The organism is Buttiauxella selenatireducens, from assembly GCF_031432975.1.
Taxonomy (GTDB): Bacteria; Pseudomonadota; Gammaproteobacteria; order Enterobacterales; family Enterobacteriaceae; genus Buttiauxella; species Buttiauxella selenatireducens.
Genome location: NZ_CP133838.1, coordinates 3,105,996 through 3,128,081 on the forward strand (window position 1 = coordinate 3,105,996; position 22,086 = coordinate 3,128,081).

Consider the following 22,086-nt stretch of genomic DNA (forward strand, 5'->3'; position numbering starts at 1 on the left):
TGGAACTTCAAGCAATGTACGAGTCGCTGGTACTGACCTCGCAATGACTTACCATGCGCCACTTACCAGCGATGACCCGTGTATCACCACTGACTCGTATCACTCCCGCGCTTCTGATATCCCCGCTTGAGGCCCCAATACGGACCTCAAACTCTCCGGGTTCCACCACGCGATCCCCATTACGACGGGTGAAATTGAGCATATCTGTTGGGACGCTAAACGTGAGTTGCGCGCTGGCACCGGGTTCCAGATGCACGCGTTGAAAGGCTTTTAATTCCTGAATCGGGCGCACCATTGATGCCACTTTGTCGTGCACATAGAGCTGCACCACTTCGCTTCCCGCAACGGTTCCACTGTTACGGACAGTGATGCTAACGCTGACAATACCGTCATCAATGGCCACATTTTCTTGGGAAAATTGCAGCGGGCTGTAGTCGAACTCCGTCCAGGTTTTACCAAAACCAAACGGATAGCGGGAACCAAAGTGGAACGCAAAGGGTGTGCCACCGCTCTTCAGTTTGTGGTTGTAGTAATACGGCATGGCACCCGCACTTTTGGGAATGGAAACCACCAGCCGGCCACCGGGTTCCGCACGCCCGGTAAGCACATCGGCAATGGCGTGCCCGCCCTCCTGCCCTGGCGCCCAGGCCATCAGCAGTGCCGCAACCTTATCTTCCTGACCACCCAGGTTATAAGGCCGGCCTCCCGTCATGACCACTACCACCGGTTTACCTGTTTGAATGAGTTCATCCAGCAATTGCTGCTGTACGCCCGGCAGCACCAGGCTGTCTGTATCTGAGCCTTCACCGACGGTGCCACTCTGGAATAACCCGGATAAATCCCCCACGCACAGCACAACAACATCACTTTGTTGAGCGATTTTCACCGCATCTGGGATCAACGAAACGTCGTTTGAAACTGGAGAGGATTGCATCGGTTTACCGCCGCTGTCGCCAGGGAAAACGGGTGCACCCGCCATACGTTTTTCGATGATGTGACAACCTTTGGCGTAACTTACGTTGTCGCTTCCCAAACATTCCCGTAATGCCTCCAGCGGTGTTACCACTTGCGAAGTTTGCTCCAGCATATCGCTGATGATCAGATGCACCGGGAAGCTATATCCACTTAGCAGTGCCAGCGGATCGTCGGCTGTAGGCCCAATAACAGCCACACGCAAAGGTCCTTTGAGCGGCAAAGTGCCGTCATTTTCAAGCATTGTGATAGAACGCGTTGCCACTTCACGGGCAATTTGTTTGGTGGATTCCGTTTGCAGAGCCACGCCATTCTCATCGCGATAAGGATGTTCAAACAGGCCAAGACGGAATTTCTCTTTCAGAACGCGTGCGACAATTTCATCAACTTTTGCCATTGTGATTAAACCGCGCTCGACCGCCTGTCCCAGATGACGTGCGCAATCATCTTTAGGTAATTCCACATCCAAACCGGCATTAAAAGCCAGCGCCGCTGATTCTGCCGCATCGTGCGAAATACCGTGATGCTGATGCAGCAGGCTAACACCGCCATAATCGGCAACAATCAGCCCATCGAACCCCCATTGTTCACGCAATAGAGTCGTCAGCAAGAATTCATCTGAGTGCCCTGGCTGATTATCAATATCGTGATAGGCAGGCATGACAGATCCGGCATTGGCCAGCTTCACCGCCATTTCGAATGGCAACAGGAAGGTATCGTTCAGTTCGCAAAATCCCAGATGGACTGGCGCATGGTTACGCGCCCCTTCGCTAAACGAGTGCCCGACATAATGCTTCAGGGTCGCCAGCAGGTCGCGATTCCTGCCTTGCAGACCTTTCACATAATGCGTGGCCATCATGCCAACCAGCCACGGATCTTCACCAAATGTTTCTTCGGTACGCCCCCATCGCACATCACGTGACACATCCAGAACCGGGGCAAGCCCCTGATGGCAGCCTGTCGAGCGGGCTTCATTGCCAATTGCTGCCGCAGCGCGCTCAATGAGATCCACATCCCAGGTGGAGCCGTAGTTAAGGGATGAAGGGTAAAGCGTGGCGTCTTTGCACAACAATCCCACTAAACACTCTTCGTGGAACAATGCCGGAATGCCCAGTCGGGTTTCTTCAACCAGGGTTTTCTGTAAGCGATTGGCTGCACGCACGCCCTCTTTTGCATCCACAATATGAGTGCCTAACGGCCTTGTGATTTGCCCAATACCTAACTTCAACCGCTCAGTGAGCCCAGCCTGTTCAGTGACTCCGGCAAACTCATCACTTAAGTCGGTACGTTCACGGTGATTACCGTCGCTGGATAAAATCAGCCAATACGCATGCATTTGTGCGAACTTTTCTTCCGCTGTCATGCGCGAAAGTAGATCGCTGACACGTTCGCTAATCGGGCGGAGAGCTTCCTTATAAATGGCCGGCATAGTATTCCCCTTTCAAGAGATGAGTTCCAACCATCAATATGAGTGATGAATGAAGGCGCAAACAATTGCCAGAATAACCAGCAAGATTACGTTTTTTAGTTTTTAGCGATAAGTGTGATGGGATTCAAAAATATTCTGGCTAACAGGCTAATTCAGTAAGAACCTGAGGGGATTAGAGATAACTCCGTCACAATTGATAAGAAACATAAAACACAAATGAAAAATTACAATACTCCTCTTAACCTTCACCACATATAACTAGTGGCATATTCCGGCTCTTAATAAAGGTGAATGTATGTCGGTGCTAACTGAAAAAATTACCAACAAAGAAAAACTGGGCTTTGGACTTGGCGATGCGGCAAGTCACATCGTGTTTGATTCCTCGGTCGCTATTCTGGCTTATTTTTATACTAATATTTATGGTTTACCCCCAGCAGTGATGGGGACTCTTTTTTTAGTCGTCAGGGTACTTGATGCCATTACCGATCCTATTATGGGCGCGATTGCTGATCAGACAAAAAGCCGCTGGGGGCGTTTCCGCCCGTGGTTATTGATTATCTGCGTTCCATTTGCAGTCAGTTGTGTACTGGTTTATTCCACACCAGACTTTGACCAAACCGGTAAAATTGTTTATGCCGTTCTCGCTTATATTTTCATGACCTTAATGTACACAGCGATTAATATTCCGTATTGCTCGCTGGGTGCAGCGATCACTTCTGATCCGCAAGAGAACCTGTCATTACAATCCTGGCGTTTCGCCATTGCCCCCATTGGTGGCGCGATGGGTACCGCACTGATTCTGCCGTTGGCTGATTTTATTTCACCTGCTGACAGAGCGACCGGCATGCAGTGGGCAATGGGCATCTTTGGTGTCATTGGTTGCATCATGTTCCTGGTCTGTTTCATTACTACCCGCGAACGTATTACACCGGTTAAAGAAGAAAACCTGAATATTATGCGCGATGTCCGTGTGTTATTAAAAAATGACCAGTGGCGTATTCTGTCGGTTTATAATTTGGCGATGTTATGTGGCGTGGTCGTCCGTGGCAGCCTGTTGGTTTATTTCGTGCAATATATTCTTAATCAGGGTAGCGGTATTATTTCTATGTTTATGCTGGCTACCACTATAGCTGCGGTATTTGGTAGTTTGTTTGCAAAACATCTCGGTGGCTGGATGTGTAAAATCCGCGCTTCGGTTTGGGTAAACGTACTCAGTGCTGTGGTTGGATTATTGTTCTTAGTTTTGCCGACTCATTACTGGATGCCTGCTTTTATTGTCCATATTGCCCTTAATATATTGCAGGGTATTAATGCTCCACTGCAATGGTCAATGATTACCGATGCTAATAACTATGGTGAGTGGAAAACCCAACGCCGTATTACAGGGATGAATGTTGCCGCAAATATCTTCATCATTAAGTTGGGTGTAGCCATTGGTGGGGCGTTAACAGGTTGGGGTCTGGCATGGTTTGGTTACCAGGCGGGTGTAGAGCAACAATCTGCCGAGGCTATACGTGGCGTATTGATTCTGTTTACCGTACTGCCTGCTATTTTCTACTTGATTACTGCAATTTCGATTCGTTATTACAAACTTACCGAAGAGCGAATGAACAGTATTGTGAGCGACCTGCGTACCGGGAAGTTCCAGAGCGAAAGTGAAGTGACTGGAGTCATGAGCCCTAAAGCGTCGGTATAAAAGTGGTAAAAAAAAGGCTCCTTAGCAATGAGGAGCCTTTTTAATGTGAAGATAATTACTTATTCGTTTCTGCCAGACTCAACCAGGTTTGCACCACGGTATCCGGGTTCAGGGAAAGGCTATCAATCCCCTCGTCCATCAACCAGGCAGCAAAGTCTTCATGGTCAGAAGGCCCTTGTCCACAGATGCCGACGTATTTACCTTGTTTCTTCGCCGCTTTGATTGCCATCGACAACAGCGCTTTCACTGCGTCGTTACGCTCATCAAACAGTTCAGAAACCACGCCAGAGTCGCGGTCCAGCCCCAGTGCCAGTTGGGTCATGTCGTTTGAACCAATGGAGAAACCGTCAAAATATTGCAAGAACTCGTCAGCCAACAAGGCGTTTGACGGGATCTCACACATCATGATGATTTTCAGCCCATTCTCGCCACGTTTCAGACCCTGACGTTCCAGTTCTTCAACAACAGCTTTAGCCTGCGCAACGGTACGCACGAACGGCACCATCACTTCGACATTCGTCAGGCCCATATCATTACGTACGCGCTTCATGGCAGCGCATTCCAGCGCGAAGCAATCGCGGAAGCTGTCGGACACATAACGACCTGCCCCACGGAAGCCAAGCATTGGGTTTTCTTCTTCCGGCTCATAACGCTCGCCGCCCACCAGGTTGGCGTATTCGTTAGATTTGAAGTCAGACAGACGCACAATCACGCGCTTCGGCCAGAATGCTGCGCCCAATGTCGCAATCCCTTCAGTCAGACGACCGACATAAAACTCAACGGGATCGTCGTAGCCTTTCATCATTTCACGGATTTCGTTTTGCAACGCAGGCTCTTGCTGGTCAAATTCCAGCAACGCGCGTGGATGCACGCCAATCATGCGGTTGATGATGAATTCCAGACGCGCCAGCCCCACACCCTCATTTGGCAGGCAGGCAAAATCAAAGGCGCGGTCAGGGTTACCGACGTTCATCATGATTTTCAGCGGCAGATCCGGCATGGTATCGACTGTCGAACTTTTAATGCTGAAATCCAGCAGTTCGGCATAAACGTAGCCGGTATCGCCTTCAGCACAGGAAACCGTCACGTTCTGTCCATCACTCATGCGTTCGGTCGCATCGCCACAACCCACAACAGCAGGAATGCCGAGCTCACGGGCAATAATTGCCGCATGACAGGTACGACCGCCACGGTTAGTGACAATCGCGGCCGCCTTTTTCATGATAGGTTCCCAGTCCGGGTCGGTCATATCAGTCACCAACACATCACCCGGCTGAATACGGTTCATCTCACTAATGTCGTGAATAACTTTTACCGGACCGGCTCCGATGCGATGACCGATGGCACGCCCTTCGGCAATGATTTTGCCGTGGTCATGCAACTGGTAACGCTCCATAACCTGGCCCTGGGAACGCACAGTTTCCGGGCGTGCCTGCACAATAAATAGCTTGCCGGTATGCCCATCTTTTGCCCATTCGATATCCATCGGACGGCCATAGTGTTTCTCGATTTGTACCGCTTGTTTCGCCAGTTCCTGCACTTCTTCAGGCGTAATAGAGAACTTATCGCGATCCACTTGTGGCACGTCTTCGATACGAACCTGCTTGCCATGCTCCTGGCTTGGGGCATAAACCATGCGGATCTTTTTCGAACCCATATTACGGCGCACAATCGACGGTTTACCGGCAGCAAGCGTAGGCTTGTGCACGTAGAACTCGTCCGGGTTAACCGCGCCCTGTACAACCATTTCACCAAGTCCGTAAGCGGACGTGATAAACACCACCTGGTCGAAACCAGATTCGGTATCGATGGAGAACAAGACGCCGGAGGATGCGAGGTCAGAACGCACCATACGCTGGACGCCAGCAGAGAGCGCAACGCCACGGTGGTCGTAACCCTGATGAACGCGATAAGAGATAGCGCGGTCATTAAACAGAGAAGCAAAGACGTGTTTCACGGCAACCAACACCGCGTCATAACCTTGTACGTTGAGGAAAGTTTCTTGTTGTCCGGCAAACGAGGCATCTGGCATATCTTCTGCGGTCGCGGAGGAGCGTACGGCAAAAGAGGCGTCAGCATCGTCAGAGGAAAGCTGTTCGTAGGCATCGTGGATGGCTTTTTCCAGCTCCGGCTGGAATGGCGTATCGATTATCCATTGACGGATTTGCGCACCGGCTTTTGCAAGCGCAGTCACATCATCAATATCCGTTTTATCCAGCAACTCATAGATACGCTGGTTCACACCACTTTGGTCAAGAAATAAGTTAAACGCTTCGGACGTGGTGGCAAAACCATTCGGTACGGAAACACCCATACCTGAAAGGTTTGTAATCATTTCACCCAGAGAGGCATTTTTGCCCCCGACCTTCTCTACATCATTCATGCCGAGTTGGTTGTACCAAAGCACCAGCGGTGACGAGTTGGACATCGAAACAATCCTTTTGTGATATATGAATGGGTACCAGAAACACATTACATCCCCATTAGATTGGCATAATTGCAGGCAGGAATGAAACCGGTGAATCGTTCAAGCAAAATAAAAATTTGAAATTTTCAGATTTATTTACTTTTCGCTTAAGCTATTGATTCTTCATTTAATCCCTATCTTAATAATGATTTAAGCAGTTAAAAAAATTGAACCGCCCATTTCATTAAAAATAAAAACTACGTTTCACTTTTAAAAATCAAATGAGATTGATCCAGGATGGAAGGTTTTAATTTATGCTTCAGCCAGAGTCGTCACTTTCATAGCCAAAATAATTCGAGATGCGTGAAGGCGGCAAGTTTGTGACCCCCCCAGGAGCTTACATAAGTAAGTGACTGGGGTGAGCAAACGTAGCCAACGCACATGCAGCTTGAATTATGAAGGGTACAGGATTGAAAAATGGATAACGCAGTAGACAGGCAAGTTTTTTATATTTCCGATGGCACCGCCATCACCGCTGAAGTACTCGGGCACGCGGTGATGTCGCAGTTTCCGGTCGCGATTAACAGCATTACGCTGCCGTTTGTGGAAAACGAAAGCCGCGCTAATGCCGTCAGAGAGCAGATTAATGCGATTTATCAGCAAACGGGTGTGCGACCGTTGGTGTTCTACTCCATCGTATTGCCAGAAATTCGCGACATTATTTTGCAAAGTGAAGGTTTTTGTCAGGATATCGTGCAGGCACTGGTCGCCCCTTTACAGCAAGAATTGAAACTTGATCCGACGCCCATTGCCCATCGTACCCACGGTTTAAATCCTGGCAATTTAATTAAATATGATGCGCGTATTGCGGCAATTGATTACACACTTGCCCACGATGACGGCATTTCGATGCGAAACCTCGATCAGGCGCAGGTTATCTTGTTGGGCGTCTCACGCTGTGGAAAAACACCGACCAGTTTGTATCTCGCGATGCAGTTTGGTATTCGGGCCGCAAACTATCCGTTTATCGCCGACGATATGGATAACATTCAACTCCCTGCGGTACTTAAACCGCTGCAGCACAAGTTGTTTGGCCTGACGATTAACCCAGAACGCCTCGCTGCGATCCGTGAAGAGCGTCGGGAAAACAGCCGCTACGCGTCAATGCGCCAGTGCCGCCTTGAAGTGGCTGAAGTTGAAGCTCTGTTTCGTAAGAATCAGATCCGCTATCTCAACAGTACCAATTACTCGGTTGAAGAGATGGCAACCAAGATCCTCGATATCATGGGTTTGAATCGCCGCATGTACTAACAAACTAGTGCAAAGGTGCGATTTTGTATGGTAGGCTGTACAGAATTTGGTGGTCACGATTCAGTTTTACGGTTGAATTCAACATAAATTGGTTTATCGTGACTGCCATCACTTCCCGGTACTTTTGCCGAGCTGAAGACAAAATTTCTGAGACATCCAATGAATAAAACAGATGAACTGCGCACCGCGCGCATCGACAGTCTGGTTACGCCTGCGGAACTGGCACAGCGTTTGGCTGTATCTGAACAGGTCGCACAAAACGTAACAGCCTCCCGTCGTCGTATCGAAAAGATCCTCAATGGCGAAGATAACCGCCTGCTGGTGATTGTCGGTCCTTGCTCAATCCATGACCTGGATGCGGCAATGGATTATGCCCACCGTTTGCAAGTGGCGCGCGAACAACATCAGCATCGCCTTGAAATCGTGATGCGCACGTATTTTGAAAAACCGCGCACCGTTGTGGGCTGGAAAGGCTTAATTTCCGACCCAGATTTGAACGGTAGCTATCGCGTGAACCATGGCATTGAGCAGGCTCGTCGTTTGCTTTTGCAGGTGAACGAGTTGGGTGTACCGACTGCCACCGAATTTTTGGATATGGTGATCGGGCAGTATATTGCCGATTTAATTAGCTGGGGCGCGATTGGCGCGCGTACCACGGAAAGCCAAATCCATCGTGAAATGGCCTCCGCACTCTCTTGCCCGGTAGGTTTCAAAAATGGTACTGACGGGAATACTCGCATTGCCGTTGATGCGATTCGTGCAGCCCGCGCCAGCCATATGTTCCTTTCGCCTGATAAACACGGTCAGATGACTATTTATCAAACCAGTGGCAACCCGTACGGCCATATCATCATGCGCGGTGGCAAACAGCCAAACTACCATGCGGCCGATATTGCTGCGGCGTGCGATAGCCTGCATGAGTTTGATTTACCAGAGCAACTGGTCATCGATTTTAGCCACGGCAACTGCCAGAAACAGCACCGCCGTCAACTGGAAGTGTGTGAAGACGTCTGTAACCAAATCCGTAATGGTTCGCGCGCCATTGCCGGTGTGATGGCTGAGAGCTTCATCCAGGAAGGCACGCAGAAAATTGTTGCGGGGAAACCGCTGGTCTACGGCCAGTCAATTACCGACCCTTGCCTGAACTGGGATGACACGAAGACGCTGCTCGATATGCTGGCAGACGCAACAAACAGTCGTTTTTGATTGATGCTTTACACCTTCTCCGTCAGGGGAAGGTGATCCCCCTCTTCCCCCCGTTAGCCCAAAATTGATCTATTCACAAATTTCTTACAAATAACACTTGATGATGAAACATAGTTTATTGATAATGATTATCATTGTTACATTGATTGTCATTTGTATACCGAGTGAAACATGGAAAAAAACTTCACCACTACGAATCCGCAATCTGCGGCCATTCCCCGTCAGATAGACAGCAAACTGTTACTCGGCCCTGACGGACGCGTGGTGATTGTCCACGAAGGCCAGCAATACCAATTACGTCAGACCCAGGCTGGAAAGCTAATTCTGACCAAATAACCCAAAATTTAAACCCTAAAAACACCCCCTAAATAATTCGCGCGGCATCGCGGCGGCAAGAGAATGAATCCCGATGAGCTTACACAAGTAAGTGATTCGGGTGAGTGAACGCAGCCAACAAAGATGCAGCACGAAGTATGAAGGGGTGACGCAAGCCACCCAGGTTTTCCCCAGGCAGCCAGCGCTTTTAATTTTCCTATGGAGATTTGCGCATGCCTGCTTTACACACAGTCGGATTCCGTCTGTCATTACTGACTGTCGCGATTTTTACCGCCCTACCTGCCAGTGCGAAAGACGATCAGGTTACCGTGGTGGCTACCGGTAACGAACGCAGCACTTTTGAAGCCCCAATGATGGTCACCGTCATTGATGCCAATACCCCTGAAGCTCAAACCTCTTCTTCCGCCGCCGATATGTTACGTAAAGTTCCTGGGATAACAGTTTCCGGCACCGGGCGTACTAATGGGCAGGATGTCAGCATGCGTGGCTACGATCGCCGTGGTGTTTTAATGCTGGTTGATGGGGTTCGTCAGGGGACAGATACCGGACACCTCAACAGCACGTTTCTTGATCCCGCGTTGATCAAACGTATCGAAGTGGTGCGCGGCCCTGCCGCCCTGTTGTACGGCAGCGGCGCTCTGGGCGGGGTGATTTCTTATGAAACGGCTGATGCCAGCGATTTACTCTATGAAGGCCAAAACAGCGGTTACCGCGTGTTTGCCACCGGCGGCACTGGCGACCACAGCGTAGGCATGGGTGCCAGCGCATTTGGCCGCACTGATGATTTCGATGGCCTGGTCTCCTGGTCAAGCCGCGATCGTGGTGACATTCGCCAGAGCGACGGTGAAACGGCACCAAACGATGAAAGCATTAACAACTTCTTGACCAAAGGTACCTGGTTCATCGACCCGGCACAGTCTCTGGCTGGCTCTTTGCGTTATTACAATAACGCGGCTCAGGAACCTAAAAATCCTCAGACCACAACGGCTGATCCCAGCAATCCGATGGTTGACCGTTCAACCATTCAGCGCGATGCACAGCTTAACTATCATATTGGGCCTGAGCAAAGCGACTGGCTGAATGCCGATGCCACCGCCTACTGGTCTGAAGCACGCATCAATGCTCAGGGCCAAACCGACGGTGCAGAATTCCGTAAGCAAACCACCAGCGGCGCAAAATTAGAAAACCGTAGCCGCCTGTTTAACGACAGCTTTGCGGCGCATTTGCTGACATACGGTGGGGAATACTATCGTCAGGATCAAAAGCCCGGCGGTAATACAACAGGCTTCCCGCAGGCCAATATCGATTTTGGCTCTGGCTGGCTACAAGATGAAATCACGCTGCGTGATCTGCCGGTATCCATTTTAGCCGGTACCCGTTATGACAATTACAGCGGTAGCAGCGATGGCTATGAAGATGTTAATGCCGACCAATGGTCATCCCGTGGTGCACTTTCCATCACGCCAACCGACTGGCTGATGCTGTTCGGCTCTTACGCTCAGGCATTCCGCGCCCCTACCATGGGCGAGATGTATAACGATGCTAAACACTTTTCTATCGGCACGCGTTACACCAACTATTGGGTGCCAAATCCTAATCTGCGTCCTGAAACCAATGCCACGCAAGAAGCCGGTTTTGGTTTGCGCTTCGACGATTTAATGTTGGCTGACGATGGCATCGAATTTAAAGCGAGCTATTTCGATACCAAGGCAAAAGACTACATCTCCACCACTGTCGACTTCGCCAAAGCAACGACCATGTCTTACAACGTGCCTAACGCCAAAATCTGGGGTTGGGATATGACGGCGAAATATACCAGCGCATGGTTCAGCCTGGACCTGGCTTATAACCGTACCCGGGGTAAAGACGAGGATACCGGCGAGTGGATTTCAAGCCTGAACCCGGACACGGTGACCAGTGTTCTGGACATTCCGGTTGCACAAAGCGGCTTCTCCGTGGGCTGGGTCGGTACTTTTGCTGACAAATCCACGCATATCAGCAGCAGCTACAGTGAACAAGCCGGTTACGGCGTGAACGATTTCTATATCAGCTATCAAGGCCAACAACAGTTGCGCGGGCTGACCACCTCCCTGGTGCTGGGTAATGCCTTTGACAAGGAATACTGGTCGCCACAAGGGATCCCTCAAGATGGCCGTAACGGCAAAATCTTTGTTAGTTATCAATGGTAAGGAACCGAAATGACTCAGCGTTATGAAAACTGGTTACAGTTCAAGCAAGAGCACCCAAAAAAGTATGCTCGCGACATCGCAAAACTGATGAACATTAGCGAAGCTGAATTGACTCATGCCCGTGTGGGACATGATGCATGGCGCTTAAAAGGCGAGGTCCGCGACATTCTGGCCTCTCTTGAAAACGTGGGCGAGATCAAATCCATTTGCCGCAATGAATATGCGGTACATGAACATATCGGTCGTTTTGAAAACCAGCAACTGCACGGCCACGCAGGCCTGGTTCTGAACCCACGCGCACTGGATTTGCGTCTGTTCCTGAACCAATGGGCTTTCGCGTTCCACGTCCGTGAAGAAACCGCCCGCGGTGAACGCCAGAGCGTGCAATTCTTTGACCATCAGGGTGATGCGCTGTTGAAGGTTTACACCACGGATAACACCGATTTCGCCGCCTGGGGCGATATGCTGGCGAAGTTTATCTATGCCGATAACCCCGCGCTTGAGCTGCAAGCTGCAGAAAAAAGCGTGATGACACCTGCGGTTGATGGCCGTCAGGTTGAAGAAGAGTGGCGCGCTATCCGTGATGTGCACCAGTTCTTTGGGCTGCTCAAACGCCACCAGCTCACACGTCAACAAGCTTTCCGTCTGGTTGCTGACGATCTCGCCTGCCAGGTGGATAACGACGCGCTGGCGCAACTGCTGGCGCTAGCAAAGCAAGACAAAAACGAAATCATGGTGTTTGTTGGCAACCAGGGTTGCGTACAGATTTTCACCGGTGTCGTTGAAAAAGTCGTGCCGATGGATAACTGGATTAACATCTTCAACCCGCAATTCACGCTGCATTTAATGGCCGATACCATTGCGGAAAGCTGGGTGACGCGCAAGCCAAGTGGTGATGGCTTCGTGACCAGCCTTGAGTTGTTTGCCGCTGACGGTACGCAAATCGCGCAACTTTACGGCCAACGTACCGAAGGTGAACCGGAGCAACAACAGTGGCGCACTCAGCTTGAAGCACTGGTAAGCAAAGGCATCGCTGCATGAAACGCCGGTTATTTGCCCTTTTTGCCTTAACTGCATTTGCCTTGCCTGCGATTGCCGCCGCCAAAGATCAGCGAGTGGTGGCAATTGGTGGTGACGTCACTGAAATCGTCTTTGCATTAGGCTCGAGCGACCAGTTGGTCGCTCGTGACAGCACCAGTCTGCATCCGGAGGCGGCGACAAAACTGCCGGATGTGGGTTACATGCGCCAGCTTAATGCCGAAGGGATCCTGGCGATGCGTCCAACGCTTGTGCTGGCGAGCGCTCAGGCCAAGCCGTCGCTGGCACTTGAGCAAGTCGCCAGTAGCCATGTCAAAGTGGTGACTATTCCGGCGAATAATTCGCTGGAAGGCATTGATGAGAAGATTGATGCGGTTGCTCAGGCTATGGGTAAAACGACGCAGGGCGAGGCTTTACGCCAACAAGTGCATAACAAGCTGGCGTCGATTCCTGAAAAACCGTTACCTGTAAAAGTCCTGTTCATCATGAGCCATGGTGGCATGACCGCGATGGCCGCGGGGCAAGAAACGGCAGCAGATGCTGCTATTCATGCTGCGGGTTTGCAAAATGCGATGCAAGGATTCAAACGTTATCAGCCTATGTCCCAGGAAGGTGTGATTGCCAGCCAACCGCAGTTGGTGCTGATCACCGCCGATGGCGTGAAAACGTTAGGGGGTGAAGATAATGTCTGGAAACTGCCAGGTCTGGCTCAGACACCTGCCGGAAAAGGCCACCAGTTGTTGATCGTCGACGACATGGCGCTGCTGGGTTTTGGTTTACAAACTCCGGATGCCATCCTTGCATTACGTAAAAAAGCGGAGCAATTGCCTTGATACACCGTCCCCTGCCTCAACGCGCCCTGTTCGTCATGTTGCTGGCGCTATTGGCTCTGTCTTTGGTTGCGGCCAATTTAGGTGCCATGCGTCTTTCCATCGCGGTGCTGTGGCAAGCGCAGGATGAAGCGCTGCGCCATATCTGGCTCAATATTCGCCTTCCTCGCGTGTTGCTTGCAACGCTGGTTGGCGGCGCACTGGCACTTTCAGGCTGCGTGATGCAGGGGCTGTTTCGCAATCCGCTTGCCGATCCGGGCTTGCTCGGCATCAGCAGCGGGGCTGCACTGGCGGTAGGATTTTCAGTGGTTCTACCGCTGGCGCTTCCGGTTGTGCTGGCCTTGTATGTTCCGATGTTGGCGGCGTTTCTGGGCAGTCTTGCCGTCACGCTGGTGATTTTCTTCCTGAGTCGTCAGGGCAACAATAGTCTTTCTCGCCTGCTGTTGGTGGGCATTGCCATTAATGCCCTGTGCGGTGCGGCGGTCGGCGTCTTGTCATGGATCAGTAATGATGCTCAATTGCGCCAGCTTTCACTTTGGGGCATGGGTAGCCTTGGTCAAGCGCAATGGTCAACCTTGCTCGCCACCGCCTCGTTTGTTATCCCTGCTTCACTGGTTATCGCGTTTCTGTCCAGGCGCCTTAACCTGTTGCAGCTTGGCGACGAAGAAGCGCATTACCTGGGCGTGGACGTTAAAACAACCCAGCGTCAGTTATTGATTTTAAGTGCGCTGTTAGTGGCCGCCGCGGTTGCCGTGAGCGGTGTGATTGGCTTTGTTGGCCTGGTGGTTCCGCACCTGGTGCGGATGTGGCTCGGGGCCGATCATCGCTGGCTTATTCCGGGCTCAATTCTTGCTGGCGCTATGTTGCTTCTGGTTGCTGATACGCTCGCTCGCACGTTGGTTGCGCCCGCAGAAATGCCGGTGGGTTTGCTGACCAGTTTGCTCGGCGGCCCGTGGTTCTTAGCCCTGATATTCCGCCAAAAGAGGGAAACTGATGGCTGATTTTTTACAGACGCGCAATGTCACTTTGCGTCCTGGTGCACGGACGTTACTGGATGACATTAATCTGACGCTTGCAACGGGTGAAGTTGTCGCGCTGATTGGCCCAAACGGTGCTGGAAAATCCACACTACTACGCGTGCTCACGGGTTTTCAGCCGCCGGACAGTGGTGAGATTACCCTTTCCGGGCGTCCGCTAAACTCATGGTCAAACGATGCGTTATCCCGAAAACGCGCGGTCATGCGCCAGCGCAGCGGTATGGCTTTTAGCTGGGCCGTCGAGGATGTCATTGCCATGGGACGCGCACCGTGGCCAGAAAAAGAGACAAAAACGGTCGTGCGGGAGGTTATGGCGCTGACAGGATGCGATTCACTTGCCGGGCGCGATTTTTGCCAGCTTTCAGGGGGTGAGCAACAGCGAGTACAGCTCGCCCGCGCGCTGGCACAGCTGTGGTTCGACGGGCAACCGCACGGTTGGCTGTTTTTAGATGAACCCACTTCCGCGCTGGATTTGTATCATCAGCAACATCTTCTGCGTTTACTGCGTCGTTTATCGCTGATGGGAACACTTTCGGTGTGTGTCGTGTTGCACGATTTGAACCTGGCGGCGCTTTGGGCAGACCGTATCGTGTTGTTGCACGAAGGGCGACTGGTGGCGCAAGGGTCGCCGCAACAAGTGATGGATGAATCGACGTTGCAACACTGGTATCAGGCCGACTTACGGGTTTTCCATCATCCGGAGCACCCGGTGCCACAGGTTTGGTTGAAGCAATAAAACCTTAACCTTTTATTATTCAAGCTGCATGCGTGTTGGCTACATTTATGCAACTTGAAGTATGACGGGTTAACTTGAGCAGCTTACCTCTAAACGCCTCCCCCAATCTGGCGGACGTTGCGTCACGTCCCCATCATGTTCGGCAAACGGCTGCTTAAGCGTTTCATGTAATTGCGCCAAAACACTCACATCGCCCTGTTCTGCGGCATCAATAGCACGCTGAGCCAGCCAGTTGCGCAAAACCACTGACGGGTTGGCCGCTTTCATCGCCTGCTGACGTTGTTCATCGCTTATCTGCTCGGTTTGCAAACGAGCCCGATAACGGGTGAACCAGCTATCAAACCCGGCGCGGTCAATGAATTCATCACGCAGTGGCGAGCTTGCTGAGGCTTGCTCAGTCAGGCTTAACATTCTGAATGTACGGGTGTAATCGCTGCCCTCTTTGGCCATCAGCCCGAACAACTCGGTGAGGATTTCGTTATCCGCCGTTTGCTCCGTCAACAGCCCCAGTTTACCGCGCATCAACTCCCCGAAGGATTTCATCAATGCAAACTGATAGTGATCGAGCAATTCATTGAGCCATTCAACTGAAATAAACGGTGACAGTGTTTGCGCCAGCCGCTGCAGGTTCCAGAGCCCAACAGCAGGCTGATTATCAAAGGCATAACGCCCCTGATGATCGGAATGGTTACAGATAAAATCAGGCTGATAATCGTCGAGGAAGCCGTACGGGCCGTAATCCATCGTTAAACCAAGAATCGACATATTATCGGTATTCATCACGCCATGCGCGAACCCCACCGTTTGCCAGTGCGCAATCATCTGCGCAGTACGCTCGACGACATCACGGAACCAAAGCTGATATTTGTCAGACTCATCGACAAGATGCGGCCAGTGATGGGCTATCACATAATCCGCCAGTTGCTGTACTTTCTGGGGTTCACGGCGATAGTAGAAATGTTCGAAGTGCCCAAAGCGCACATGACTTTGCGCCACCCGGATCAACATCGCACCTTGCTCGGTGGTTTCTCGTTGCACTGGCGTGTCGCTGGTCACAATGCTCAGCGCTCGGGTGGTCGGAATGTTCAGACCATGCATCGCTTCACTGGCAAGAAACTCGCGTATTGTGGAACGTAGCACTGCGCGGCCATCACCCATGCGCGAATAAGGCGTTAAACCCGCCCCTTTCAGGTGCCAGTCAAATTTACGCCCATCTGCCAGCTGTTGTTCACCGAGCAAAATGCCGCGCCCATCGCCAAGCTGACCAGCCCACACACCAAACTGATGCCCGCTGTAAACCTGTGCTAATGGCTGCATACCCGGCAACAGCGTTTCACCGCTCCAGATACCGGTATGAGATTCGTCAAACAACGAGGCATCAAGCCCCAGTTCATCGGCAAGAGGACGGTTATAATAAAACAGCCGGGCATTATGCAGCGGCGTGGGCTTTAAAGCCGTATAAAAGCCGGGCAGTTCGTCGTGCCAGCTATTGTTAAATTCAGGTTTATTGGTCATGGTGCCTCCTGCCGATAGTGTAGTGCTTGTGAGGAGATTTAAACACGGCACGTTGGCAGGGGTATTAGTTCAATAACGGTGAATCTGGGTGAAACCATTCTTCCAGTTTTTCAGGTGCAATTCCCGGCCAAAGATTTCCCTGCATGGCGAAAGCGGCGAATGAAAGTACTTTCTGGCGTGCCGCTTCATCATCAATTCCGGTAATTGCCAGCGTTTGGCAAAACGGAGAAAGTTGTGCGAGCATGGCTAACATAAATGGCTCAAATGAGCGCTGTTTTATTTGTTTATGAATAAATGTTTTATCCAGAAATACACGTTTAAATATTCCGTCGAAGATCGGTTTACTGGTCGCAATACCCGCACCAAAATTTGCCAGCGCTAATGGATAATGCCTGGTCATTGCCATTAAACATGCATTTTCAATACCGCGATTTAACTCAGGGAAGTTCTCATTGATGGTGAACTCAATGAACGGAAGCTGCGCCAGACGGGACGCCAGGTCAGTATCGTTCAAAATTGCATCGGCAATTACCGCACTTATATTCACCCAAACAACGATACGTTGAGTCTTAAAGAATTCTTGATAGTTATTGAGCAATTCTAATTGCTCTGAGAATAATATTAATTGTTGTTCTGATTTAATAACCTGCGCAACTAACTCCGTTGGAATACGTACCGGTGCATCAACTCCAACAAAATTCACTATTAACTCAACCCCTAACACTCCTCCGTCAGGTAAGTAAACAGGCTGAAAATAAAAGTCTGAACGATATTGTGCATCAAGCTCGAGATTCATGTTGCCAACCGTTTAGAAAATGGAGTGGATGGCATCGTGACACGATGAACATCCAGCGTTAACTGGATTGATTTTGTTGTAATTAAAGGCAAGTTCATCCCTGAATGTTTATCAGAATCTTTTTTGAATATAAATATATTATCCTGGATACCCCGATATCGCCAGTTTTAGCGAATTTGACGAACGGAATCACGGTGGATTATCTCCGGAGAGAATGTTTGTTCCACACAATGGCTATCCAATAATTTCCGAATAGCATAACGAGCCATTTCGGTTATAGGGAAATGAACACTGGTGAGCGCCGGGCGAACAAATGGCGCTCGCTCACCGCTGTCATAGCAAATAAGCGAGATGTCCTGGGGAATTCGCAGGCCGTGCTCGGTGATAGCAAGCATCGCACCGATTGCCAGTTCTTCGTTACAGCAATAGAGTGCCGTTGGCGTAATGTTTTCAAGAAGTTGAGAAGCAAGTTGGTAGCCTGAGGGCATGTCGTACTCCCCGCCCAACACCGCCGCAGGTTTAAGATTTGCTTGAGACATGGCATCCATAAATCCCTGTTTGCGCAGCAGGCTGGAGGTCCGTCCGCTCGGCCCATGCAAGCAGGCAATTGAGGTATGCCCGGCATCAATAAACACTTGAGTCGCAAGCGCACTTGCCGCACGGTGATCGAATATAACGCATCTATCTTCAAGACCCGGAACATCACGGTCTAAAACAATGAACGTGTGATTCTGATCGGCCAGTTGATGCAATGTGGCATCAGAGATGGCACGCACATGTAATACCAGGCCATCGCAGCGCAAACTGAACAGGCGTTTAATCGCGTTGAGTTCTTTCTCTGCGGTGTCGCGCCCCTGCGTCACCAACAACTGCTTACCCTGTAACTCGGTTTCGCTTTGTACGGTGTCCATAAGTGCGCCAAAAAAGCCGCCGCGATAGGAGGTGGTGACAAGCCCGAGCGTATTGCTTTGGCTGGAGGCTAAGGCTCGTGCCGCCGGGTTCGGCGTATAACCCAGCTCAAGTATTGCTGCTTCAACTTTGATCCGCGTCTGTGCTTTGACTTTGTTGTCACCATTGACCACGCGTGAAACGGTCGCCCGGGACACACCTGCACTTGCGGCAACATCTTCCAGAGTAACCATAAACTATCCTTTCGAGAGGGCGTAATGCTGCCAAATATTACCTGAAATTATGAATCGGGCTTGGGTTAACCATGGAATTACTGAAGAGTGTCACGTTTAGGGCCAGTGATTGGCCCTAAGATCGGGAATTAATCGCGTTAGATACGACGGGCTTGCCAAAACTTTTTACGCCAGTAGACATTATCCAGCGACGAGCGCATTACACCACGACTGGTTGAAGCATGAATAAATTGATTATCTGTATCGTAAATACCGACGTGTAATCCACTTTCCCCGGAGCCTGTTTTAAAGAAAACCAGATCGCCGGGCAGGAGATCGTCTTTATCAATTTCAGTACCGATTTTCGCTTGCTGGCGTGTTTCACGCGGCAGTTGGAGCTCGAAGCGGTCACGGAAGGTGATCGAAACAAAGCCAGAGCAGTCGACACCGCGACGGCTCATTCCACCATAGCGGTACGGTGTACCGCGCCAGCCGCTGAGTTGATCATTGAGCTTCGCAATAACTGTTATTGAGTCTGACAGCCGAGAGTTTGGTGGGGGCGCATGGTGGCTACACCCTGCGAGTACCAGACATGCCACAACAAGAATCCATACACGCATTTTCAGGCTAATCCTCACCCGTTTATAATTTCCAGTAATTTAGCGCTTACCCATGATTTGGTGCAAGTTTTTACCATCAACTACAATGGGGCTATTAGCATACTGTGCCCTTCAATCTGCAATCTGCGGAAGTGCATGTTATAGGCTGTCGCTAAATGTTGCGGTGTCAGCACTTCATCTCGATTTCCTTGCGCAATCATTTTACCTGAACGCAATAACCAGACGGTATGCGCATGTCGCAAACTGTGGTTTAAATCGTGGCTGCTCATGACCACTGCGATATCCGACTCACACAGTGCCATCAGGATTCTATCCAACGCGGTCTGCTGCGCGACATCAAGGCTGTTCATGGGTTCGTCCAATAACAGCAAACGCCCCTGTGGATTGATTTCTGGATGAATCTGTAGCACGACAGCGGCTAACCGGACGCGCTGCCATTCACCACCCGAAAGTTGGTTCACACTGCGTGTAAGTTTATCCGCCAGCCCCAGGTCGCCGACAAGCTTTAGCATGACGGAATCGTCGGGGCTGACCGACTGATGCAGTTGCAGATAATGCCAGACGGGCATCGAAAATGGTGGCATCTGTTGCTGAGAGAGAAAGGCACGGTGATGTGCCAGTTGCGTTGGCTGCCAGTCACTTAGATGACTCCCGGCAAACATAATTTGCCCGGCTCCTGAGCTAAGCCCGGCGGCACGCGTCAGCAGAGTGCTTTTACCCGCGCCATTTGGCCCAACAAGATGCACCAGTTCGCCCGCATGGACAGCGGCAGAAATTGGCCCAAGCCGCTCTGCCACGGCAACATCATTAAGCTGCAACAACGACATTACTTCACCAACGCCGACTTAATCGCTTCAACGATGGTTGAATCATCAGGCGTCATATCCGGTGAAAAACGTTGAATCACCTGGCCATCGCGACCCACAAGGAATTTTTCAAAGTTCCAGAGGATATCGCCCGCTTGAGCGGGAGCGCGACCTTTACTGCTCATGCGCTCAAGAAAACCACTACCTTCTGGTGCTATGGCTGTCGGGGCGGCGGCAACCAGTTTTTTGTACAGCGGGTGACGGTTTTCGCCATTAACGTCCAACTTGCTAAACAGTGGGAATGTCACGCCGTACGTCGTGCTACAGAAGGTTTTGATCTCTTCTTCGCTGCCAGGCTCCTGACCGAGGAACTGATTACACGGGAAACCCAGCACCGAGAAGCCTTCATGCTCGAGCTCTTTTTGCAGATTTTCTAATTGTTCGTATTGCACTGTCAGGCCGCACTTAGAGGCAACATTCACCATCAGCAGCACTTTTCCTTTCCAGTTTTCGAGCGTTGTGGCTTCACCGTCAATGGTGGTTACTTCAGTGTTTAGAATGTTTTGCATCACGACCCCTCAGATTGATTCGTTTACCCTAAATACTTGAAGATACAGCATCAAGTATGGCGGGAATGGTTCATTATTTCCCAGCCTTTAATAATAGCCAGATAAATACAGGTGCGCCTAAAGTTGCCGTCACAACGCCTATCGGTAGTTCAGCTGAGGCCAGCGCCAAACGCGCAATGATGTCAGCGCCCAGTAGCACGGTGGCACCTGCCAACGCACTTGCGGGCAGCAAAATCCGGTGATCGGTCAATCCTTTGAGCCGCAACATATGTGGGATGACAAGACCGATAAAGCCGATGGCTCCCGCCAGCGCAACACTCACCCCCACAAGCCAGCCCGTCGCAATCACCAGAATATTACGCCAAAGCCAGACTGGTAAACCTAACTGGCGCGCCGACATTTCGCCGAGAGCCATTAAATTCAATGGCGCATAATTGCGGCATAACCACAGCATGACGGGCAACAGAGTGACCATCAACCACCATTGCCGCCAGTCCACTCCCCCAAAGCCGCCCATCATCCAGTACATTAACTGGCGCAAATCGAGACTGGTACTGAAGTAGATAGCCCAGGTCATTAAAGCGCTACAGATAATCCCCAACGCTACCCCTGCAAGCAGCAGGCGGCTGTTAGAAAGGTGACGCTTTGAAAAACGCAGCAAGATAAACGTGATGACCAGTGCACCAAAAATTGCGCAAATACCTAATGCCCAACCCGGCAACATGCCCTGCCCAAGCAATACTGCCGCCACGAGTGCAACTCCGGCGCCATTAGAGACGCCAAGCAGTCCAGGTTCAGCCAGTGGGTTTTCAAAAAGTGCCTGCATAATTGTGCCAGATATCGCGAGTGCCGCTCCGACCAACAGAACGGCTAATGTGCGAGGCATTCGAATCTGCCAGATAAACAGCTGCGCATCTTCACGCAACCAATGTTGTGGGGAAAACCACAGGTCTCCGGCGCACAAACTCAGCACAGCCATTCCCAACATTGTGGCAAACAATGCCAGCAGCCAACGACGTTCGAGGCGGTACTGTCGCGCAACAAAAGTGTGCATCTGGTTGATGAAATCCGTTTAGTAACAATTCATAAATTTGATTTTACGGGGGATTTTCCGTACAGGACAAGAAGAAAAGAAAAAGGCCGCAAATTGCGGCCTTTTTGGTTTATTCAGGTTACTCGTCTTTTGGCGACGCGTTTTCAACCCTACTTTTCAACTTCTGACCAGGTCGGAAGGTCACTACACGGCGTGCCGTAATAGGAATATCTTCACCGGTCTTCGGGTTACGCCCGGGACGTTGGTTTTTATCGCGTAAGTCAAAATTACCAAAGCCTGATAGTTTAACCTGCTCGCCGTTTTCCAGAGCGCGACGGATCTCTTCGAAAAACAGCTCTACCAACTCTTTAGCATCGCGTTTGCTAAGCCCTAGCTTATCAAACAGGTATTCTGACATTTCAGCTTTTGTAAGCGCCAT

19 protein-coding genes are annotated in these 22,086 nt (G+C 50.8%); 9 read left to right on the top strand and 10 right to left on the bottom strand.

Going from position 1 to position 22,086, the window contains the following annotated elements:
* Nucleotides 1-7: 7 nt before the first annotated feature.
* Nucleotides 8-2,401, bottom strand: a complete 2,394-nt coding sequence (locus tag RHD99_RS14240) for a glycoside hydrolase family 3 N-terminal domain-containing protein (RefSeq protein WP_309874673.1) — start codon at nucleotides 2,399-2,401, stop codon at nucleotides 8-10.
* Between the two features lie 295 nt (nucleotides 2,402-2,696).
* Between RHD99_RS14240 and RHD99_RS14245 the strand changes: the two genes are divergently transcribed.
* Nucleotides 2,697-4,097 carry a glycoside-pentoside-hexuronide (GPH):cation symporter gene (locus RHD99_RS14245; protein WP_309874675.1) on the top strand — a complete coding sequence of 467 codons (1,401 nt, stop codon included), beginning with the start codon at nucleotides 2,697-2,699 and terminating at the stop codon, nucleotides 4,095-4,097.
* 55 nt (nucleotides 4,098-4,152) lie between these two features.
* On the opposite strand, the gene ppsA is transcribed toward RHD99_RS14245, so the two are convergent.
* Nucleotides 4,153-6,570, bottom strand: a complete 2,418-nt coding sequence (gene ppsA / locus RHD99_RS14250; RefSeq protein ID WP_309874677.1) for a phosphoenolpyruvate synthase — start codon at nucleotides 6,568-6,570, stop codon at nucleotides 4,153-4,155.
* Nucleotides 6,571-6,981: 411 nt separating this feature from the next.
* Between ppsA and ppsR the strand changes: the two genes are divergently transcribed.
* The 8 genes from ppsR (at nucleotide 6,982) to RHD99_RS14290 (ending at nucleotide 15,187) form a co-directional block, all read left to right on the top strand.
* Nucleotides 6,982-7,815, top strand: a complete 834-nt coding sequence (gene ppsR / locus RHD99_RS14255) for a posphoenolpyruvate synthetase regulatory kinase/phosphorylase PpsR (RefSeq protein ID WP_183271732.1) — start codon at nucleotides 6,982-6,984, stop codon at nucleotides 7,813-7,815.
* Nucleotides 7,816-7,974: 159 nt separating this feature from the next.
* Nucleotides 7,975-9,021 (top strand): 3-deoxy-7-phosphoheptulonate synthase, encoded by a 1,047-nt coding sequence (locus RHD99_RS14260; RefSeq protein WP_309874680.1) that lies wholly within the window; start codon nucleotides 7,975-7,977, stop codon nucleotides 9,019-9,021.
* A 171-nt stretch (nucleotides 9,022-9,192) separates the two neighbouring features.
* Nucleotides 9,193-9,357, top strand: a complete 165-nt coding sequence (gene hemP, locus RHD99_RS14265; protein WP_183271734.1) for a hemin uptake protein HemP — start codon at nucleotides 9,193-9,195, stop codon at nucleotides 9,355-9,357.
* Nucleotides 9,358-9,569: 212 nt separating this feature from the next.
* Nucleotides 9,570-11,546: a TonB-dependent hemoglobin/transferrin/lactoferrin family receptor gene (locus RHD99_RS14270; protein WP_183271735.1), complete on the top strand. Its 1,977-nt coding sequence runs from the start codon at nucleotides 9,570-9,572 to the stop codon at nucleotides 11,544-11,546.
* A gap of 9 nt (nucleotides 11,547-11,555) precedes the next feature.
* Complete coding sequence (locus tag RHD99_RS14275) at nucleotides 11,556-12,587, top strand: hemin-degrading factor (RefSeq protein WP_309874684.1); 1,032 nt, start codon at nucleotides 11,556-11,558, stop codon at nucleotides 12,585-12,587.
* Nucleotides 12,584-13,417, top strand: a complete 834-nt coding sequence (locus tag RHD99_RS14280) for a heme/hemin ABC transporter substrate-binding protein (protein ID WP_309874687.1) — start codon at nucleotides 12,584-12,586, stop codon at nucleotides 13,415-13,417. The genes RHD99_RS14275 and RHD99_RS14280 overlap by 4 nt, the downstream gene beginning before the upstream one ends.
* A gap of 35 nt (nucleotides 13,418-13,452) precedes the next feature.
* The gene (locus tag RHD99_RS14285; protein ID WP_309879165.1) at nucleotides 13,453-14,415 is read left to right on the top strand and encodes a FecCD family ABC transporter permease; all 963 of its coding nucleotides are present in this window, start codon (nucleotides 13,453-13,455) and stop codon (nucleotides 14,413-14,415) included.
* The gene (locus RHD99_RS14290) at nucleotides 14,408-15,187 is read left to right on the top strand and encodes a heme ABC transporter ATP-binding protein (RefSeq protein ID WP_309874688.1); all 780 of its coding nucleotides are present in this window, start codon (nucleotides 14,408-14,410) and stop codon (nucleotides 15,185-15,187) included. The genes RHD99_RS14285 and RHD99_RS14290 overlap by 8 nt, the downstream gene beginning before the upstream one ends.
* 69 nt (nucleotides 15,188-15,256) lie before the next feature.
* Here the strand turns inward: RHD99_RS14290 and selO are convergent, their stop codons facing one another.
* From selO to ihfA, 8 genes are all read right to left on the bottom strand, one after another.
* Complete coding sequence (selO, locus tag RHD99_RS14295; protein WP_309874690.1) at nucleotides 15,257-16,702, bottom strand: protein adenylyltransferase SelO; 1,446 nt, start codon at nucleotides 16,700-16,702, stop codon at nucleotides 15,257-15,259.
* Nucleotides 16,703-16,766: 64 nt separating this feature from the next.
* Nucleotides 16,767-17,498, bottom strand: a complete 732-nt coding sequence (locus RHD99_RS14300) for an EAL domain-containing protein (RefSeq protein WP_309874692.1) — start codon at nucleotides 17,496-17,498, stop codon at nucleotides 16,767-16,769.
* Nucleotides 17,499-17,665: 167 nt separating this feature from the next.
* The gene (locus RHD99_RS14305) at nucleotides 17,666-18,640 is read right to left on the bottom strand and encodes a LacI family DNA-binding transcriptional regulator (protein ID WP_183271741.1); all 975 of its coding nucleotides are present in this window, start codon (nucleotides 18,638-18,640) and stop codon (nucleotides 17,666-17,668) included.
* A gap of 137 nt (nucleotides 18,641-18,777) precedes the next feature.
* On the bottom strand, nucleotides 18,778-19,239 hold the full coding sequence (locus RHD99_RS14310; RefSeq protein WP_183271742.1) for an NlpC/P60 family protein: 462 nt from the start codon (nucleotides 19,237-19,239) through the stop codon (nucleotides 18,778-18,780).
* Between the two features lie 80 nt (nucleotides 19,240-19,319).
* A complete protein-coding gene (btuD, locus tag RHD99_RS14315; RefSeq protein WP_309874698.1) occupies nucleotides 19,320-20,066 on the bottom strand; it encodes a vitamin B12 ABC transporter ATP-binding protein BtuD in 747 nt (248 codons plus the stop codon).
* Complete coding sequence (locus RHD99_RS14320; protein WP_183271744.1) at nucleotides 20,066-20,617, bottom strand: glutathione peroxidase; 552 nt, start codon at nucleotides 20,615-20,617, stop codon at nucleotides 20,066-20,068. Before RHD99_RS14320 ends, btuD begins: the two co-directional genes overlap by 1 nt.
* Nucleotides 20,618-20,687: 70 nt before the next feature.
* Nucleotides 20,688-21,668, bottom strand: coding sequence for a vitamin B12 ABC transporter permease BtuC (gene btuC, locus RHD99_RS14325; protein ID WP_309874701.1), 981 nt, complete (start codon nucleotides 21,666-21,668; stop codon nucleotides 20,688-20,690).
* Between the two features lie 118 nt (nucleotides 21,669-21,786).
* Nucleotides 21,787-22,086 carry an integration host factor subunit alpha gene (ihfA, locus tag RHD99_RS14330; protein ID WP_001229265.1) on the bottom strand — a complete coding sequence of 100 codons (300 nt, stop codon included), beginning with the start codon at nucleotides 22,084-22,086 and terminating at the stop codon, nucleotides 21,787-21,789.

What these genes read in the sequence shown, in the direction of transcription:
- RHD99_RS14240 (WP_309874673.1), bottom strand. Translation starts at nt 2,401, where the DNA reads ATGCCGGCCATTTATAAGGAAGCTCTCCGCCCGATTAGCGAACGTGTC.
- RHD99_RS14245 (WP_309874675.1), top strand. Translation starts at nt 2,697, where the DNA reads ATGTCGGTGCTAACTGAAAAAATTACCAACAAAGAAAAACTGGGCTTT.
- ppsA (WP_309874677.1), bottom strand. Translation starts at nt 6,570, where the DNA reads ATGTGTTTCTGGTACCCATTCATATATCACAAAAGGATTGTTTCGATG.
- ppsR (WP_183271732.1), top strand. Translation starts at nt 6,982, where the DNA reads ATGGATAACGCAGTAGACAGGCAAGTTTTTTATATTTCCGATGGCACC.
- RHD99_RS14260 (WP_309874680.1), top strand. Translation starts at nt 7,975, where the DNA reads ATGAATAAAACAGATGAACTGCGCACCGCGCGCATCGACAGTCTGGTT.
- hemP (WP_183271734.1), top strand. Translation starts at nt 9,193, where the DNA reads ATGGAAAAAAACTTCACCACTACGAATCCGCAATCTGCGGCCATTCCC.
- RHD99_RS14270 (WP_183271735.1), top strand. Translation starts at nt 9,570, where the DNA reads ATGCCTGCTTTACACACAGTCGGATTCCGTCTGTCATTACTGACTGTC.
- RHD99_RS14275 (WP_309874684.1), top strand. Translation starts at nt 11,556, where the DNA reads ATGACTCAGCGTTATGAAAACTGGTTACAGTTCAAGCAAGAGCACCCA.
- RHD99_RS14280 (WP_309874687.1), top strand. Translation starts at nt 12,584, where the DNA reads ATGAAACGCCGGTTATTTGCCCTTTTTGCCTTAACTGCATTTGCCTTG.
- RHD99_RS14285 (WP_309879165.1), top strand. Translation starts at nt 13,453, where the DNA reads ATGTTGCTGGCGCTATTGGCTCTGTCTTTGGTTGCGGCCAATTTAGGT.
- RHD99_RS14290 (WP_309874688.1), top strand. Translation starts at nt 14,408, where the DNA reads ATGGCTGATTTTTTACAGACGCGCAATGTCACTTTGCGTCCTGGTGCA.
- selO (WP_309874690.1), bottom strand. Translation starts at nt 16,702, where the DNA reads ATGACCAATAAACCTGAATTTAACAATAGCTGGCACGACGAACTGCCC.
- RHD99_RS14300 (WP_309874692.1), bottom strand. Translation starts at nt 17,498, where the DNA reads ATGAATCTCGAGCTTGATGCACAATATCGTTCAGACTTTTATTTTCAG.
- RHD99_RS14305 (WP_183271741.1), bottom strand. Translation starts at nt 18,640, where the DNA reads ATGGTTACTCTGGAAGATGTTGCCGCAAGTGCAGGTGTGTCCCGGGCG.
- RHD99_RS14310 (WP_183271742.1), bottom strand. Translation starts at nt 19,239, where the DNA reads ATGCGTGTATGGATTCTTGTTGTGGCATGTCTGGTACTCGCAGGGTGT.
- btuD (WP_309874698.1), bottom strand. Translation starts at nt 20,066, where the DNA reads ATGTCGTTGTTGCAGCTTAATGATGTTGCCGTGGCAGAGCGGCTTGGG.
- btuC (WP_309874701.1), bottom strand. Translation starts at nt 21,668, where the DNA reads ATGCACACTTTTGTTGCGCGACAGTACCGCCTCGAACGTCGTTGGCTG.
- ihfA (WP_001229265.1), bottom strand. Translation starts at nt 22,086, where the DNA reads ATGGCGCTTACAAAAGCTGAAATGTCAGAATACCTGTTTGATAAGCTA.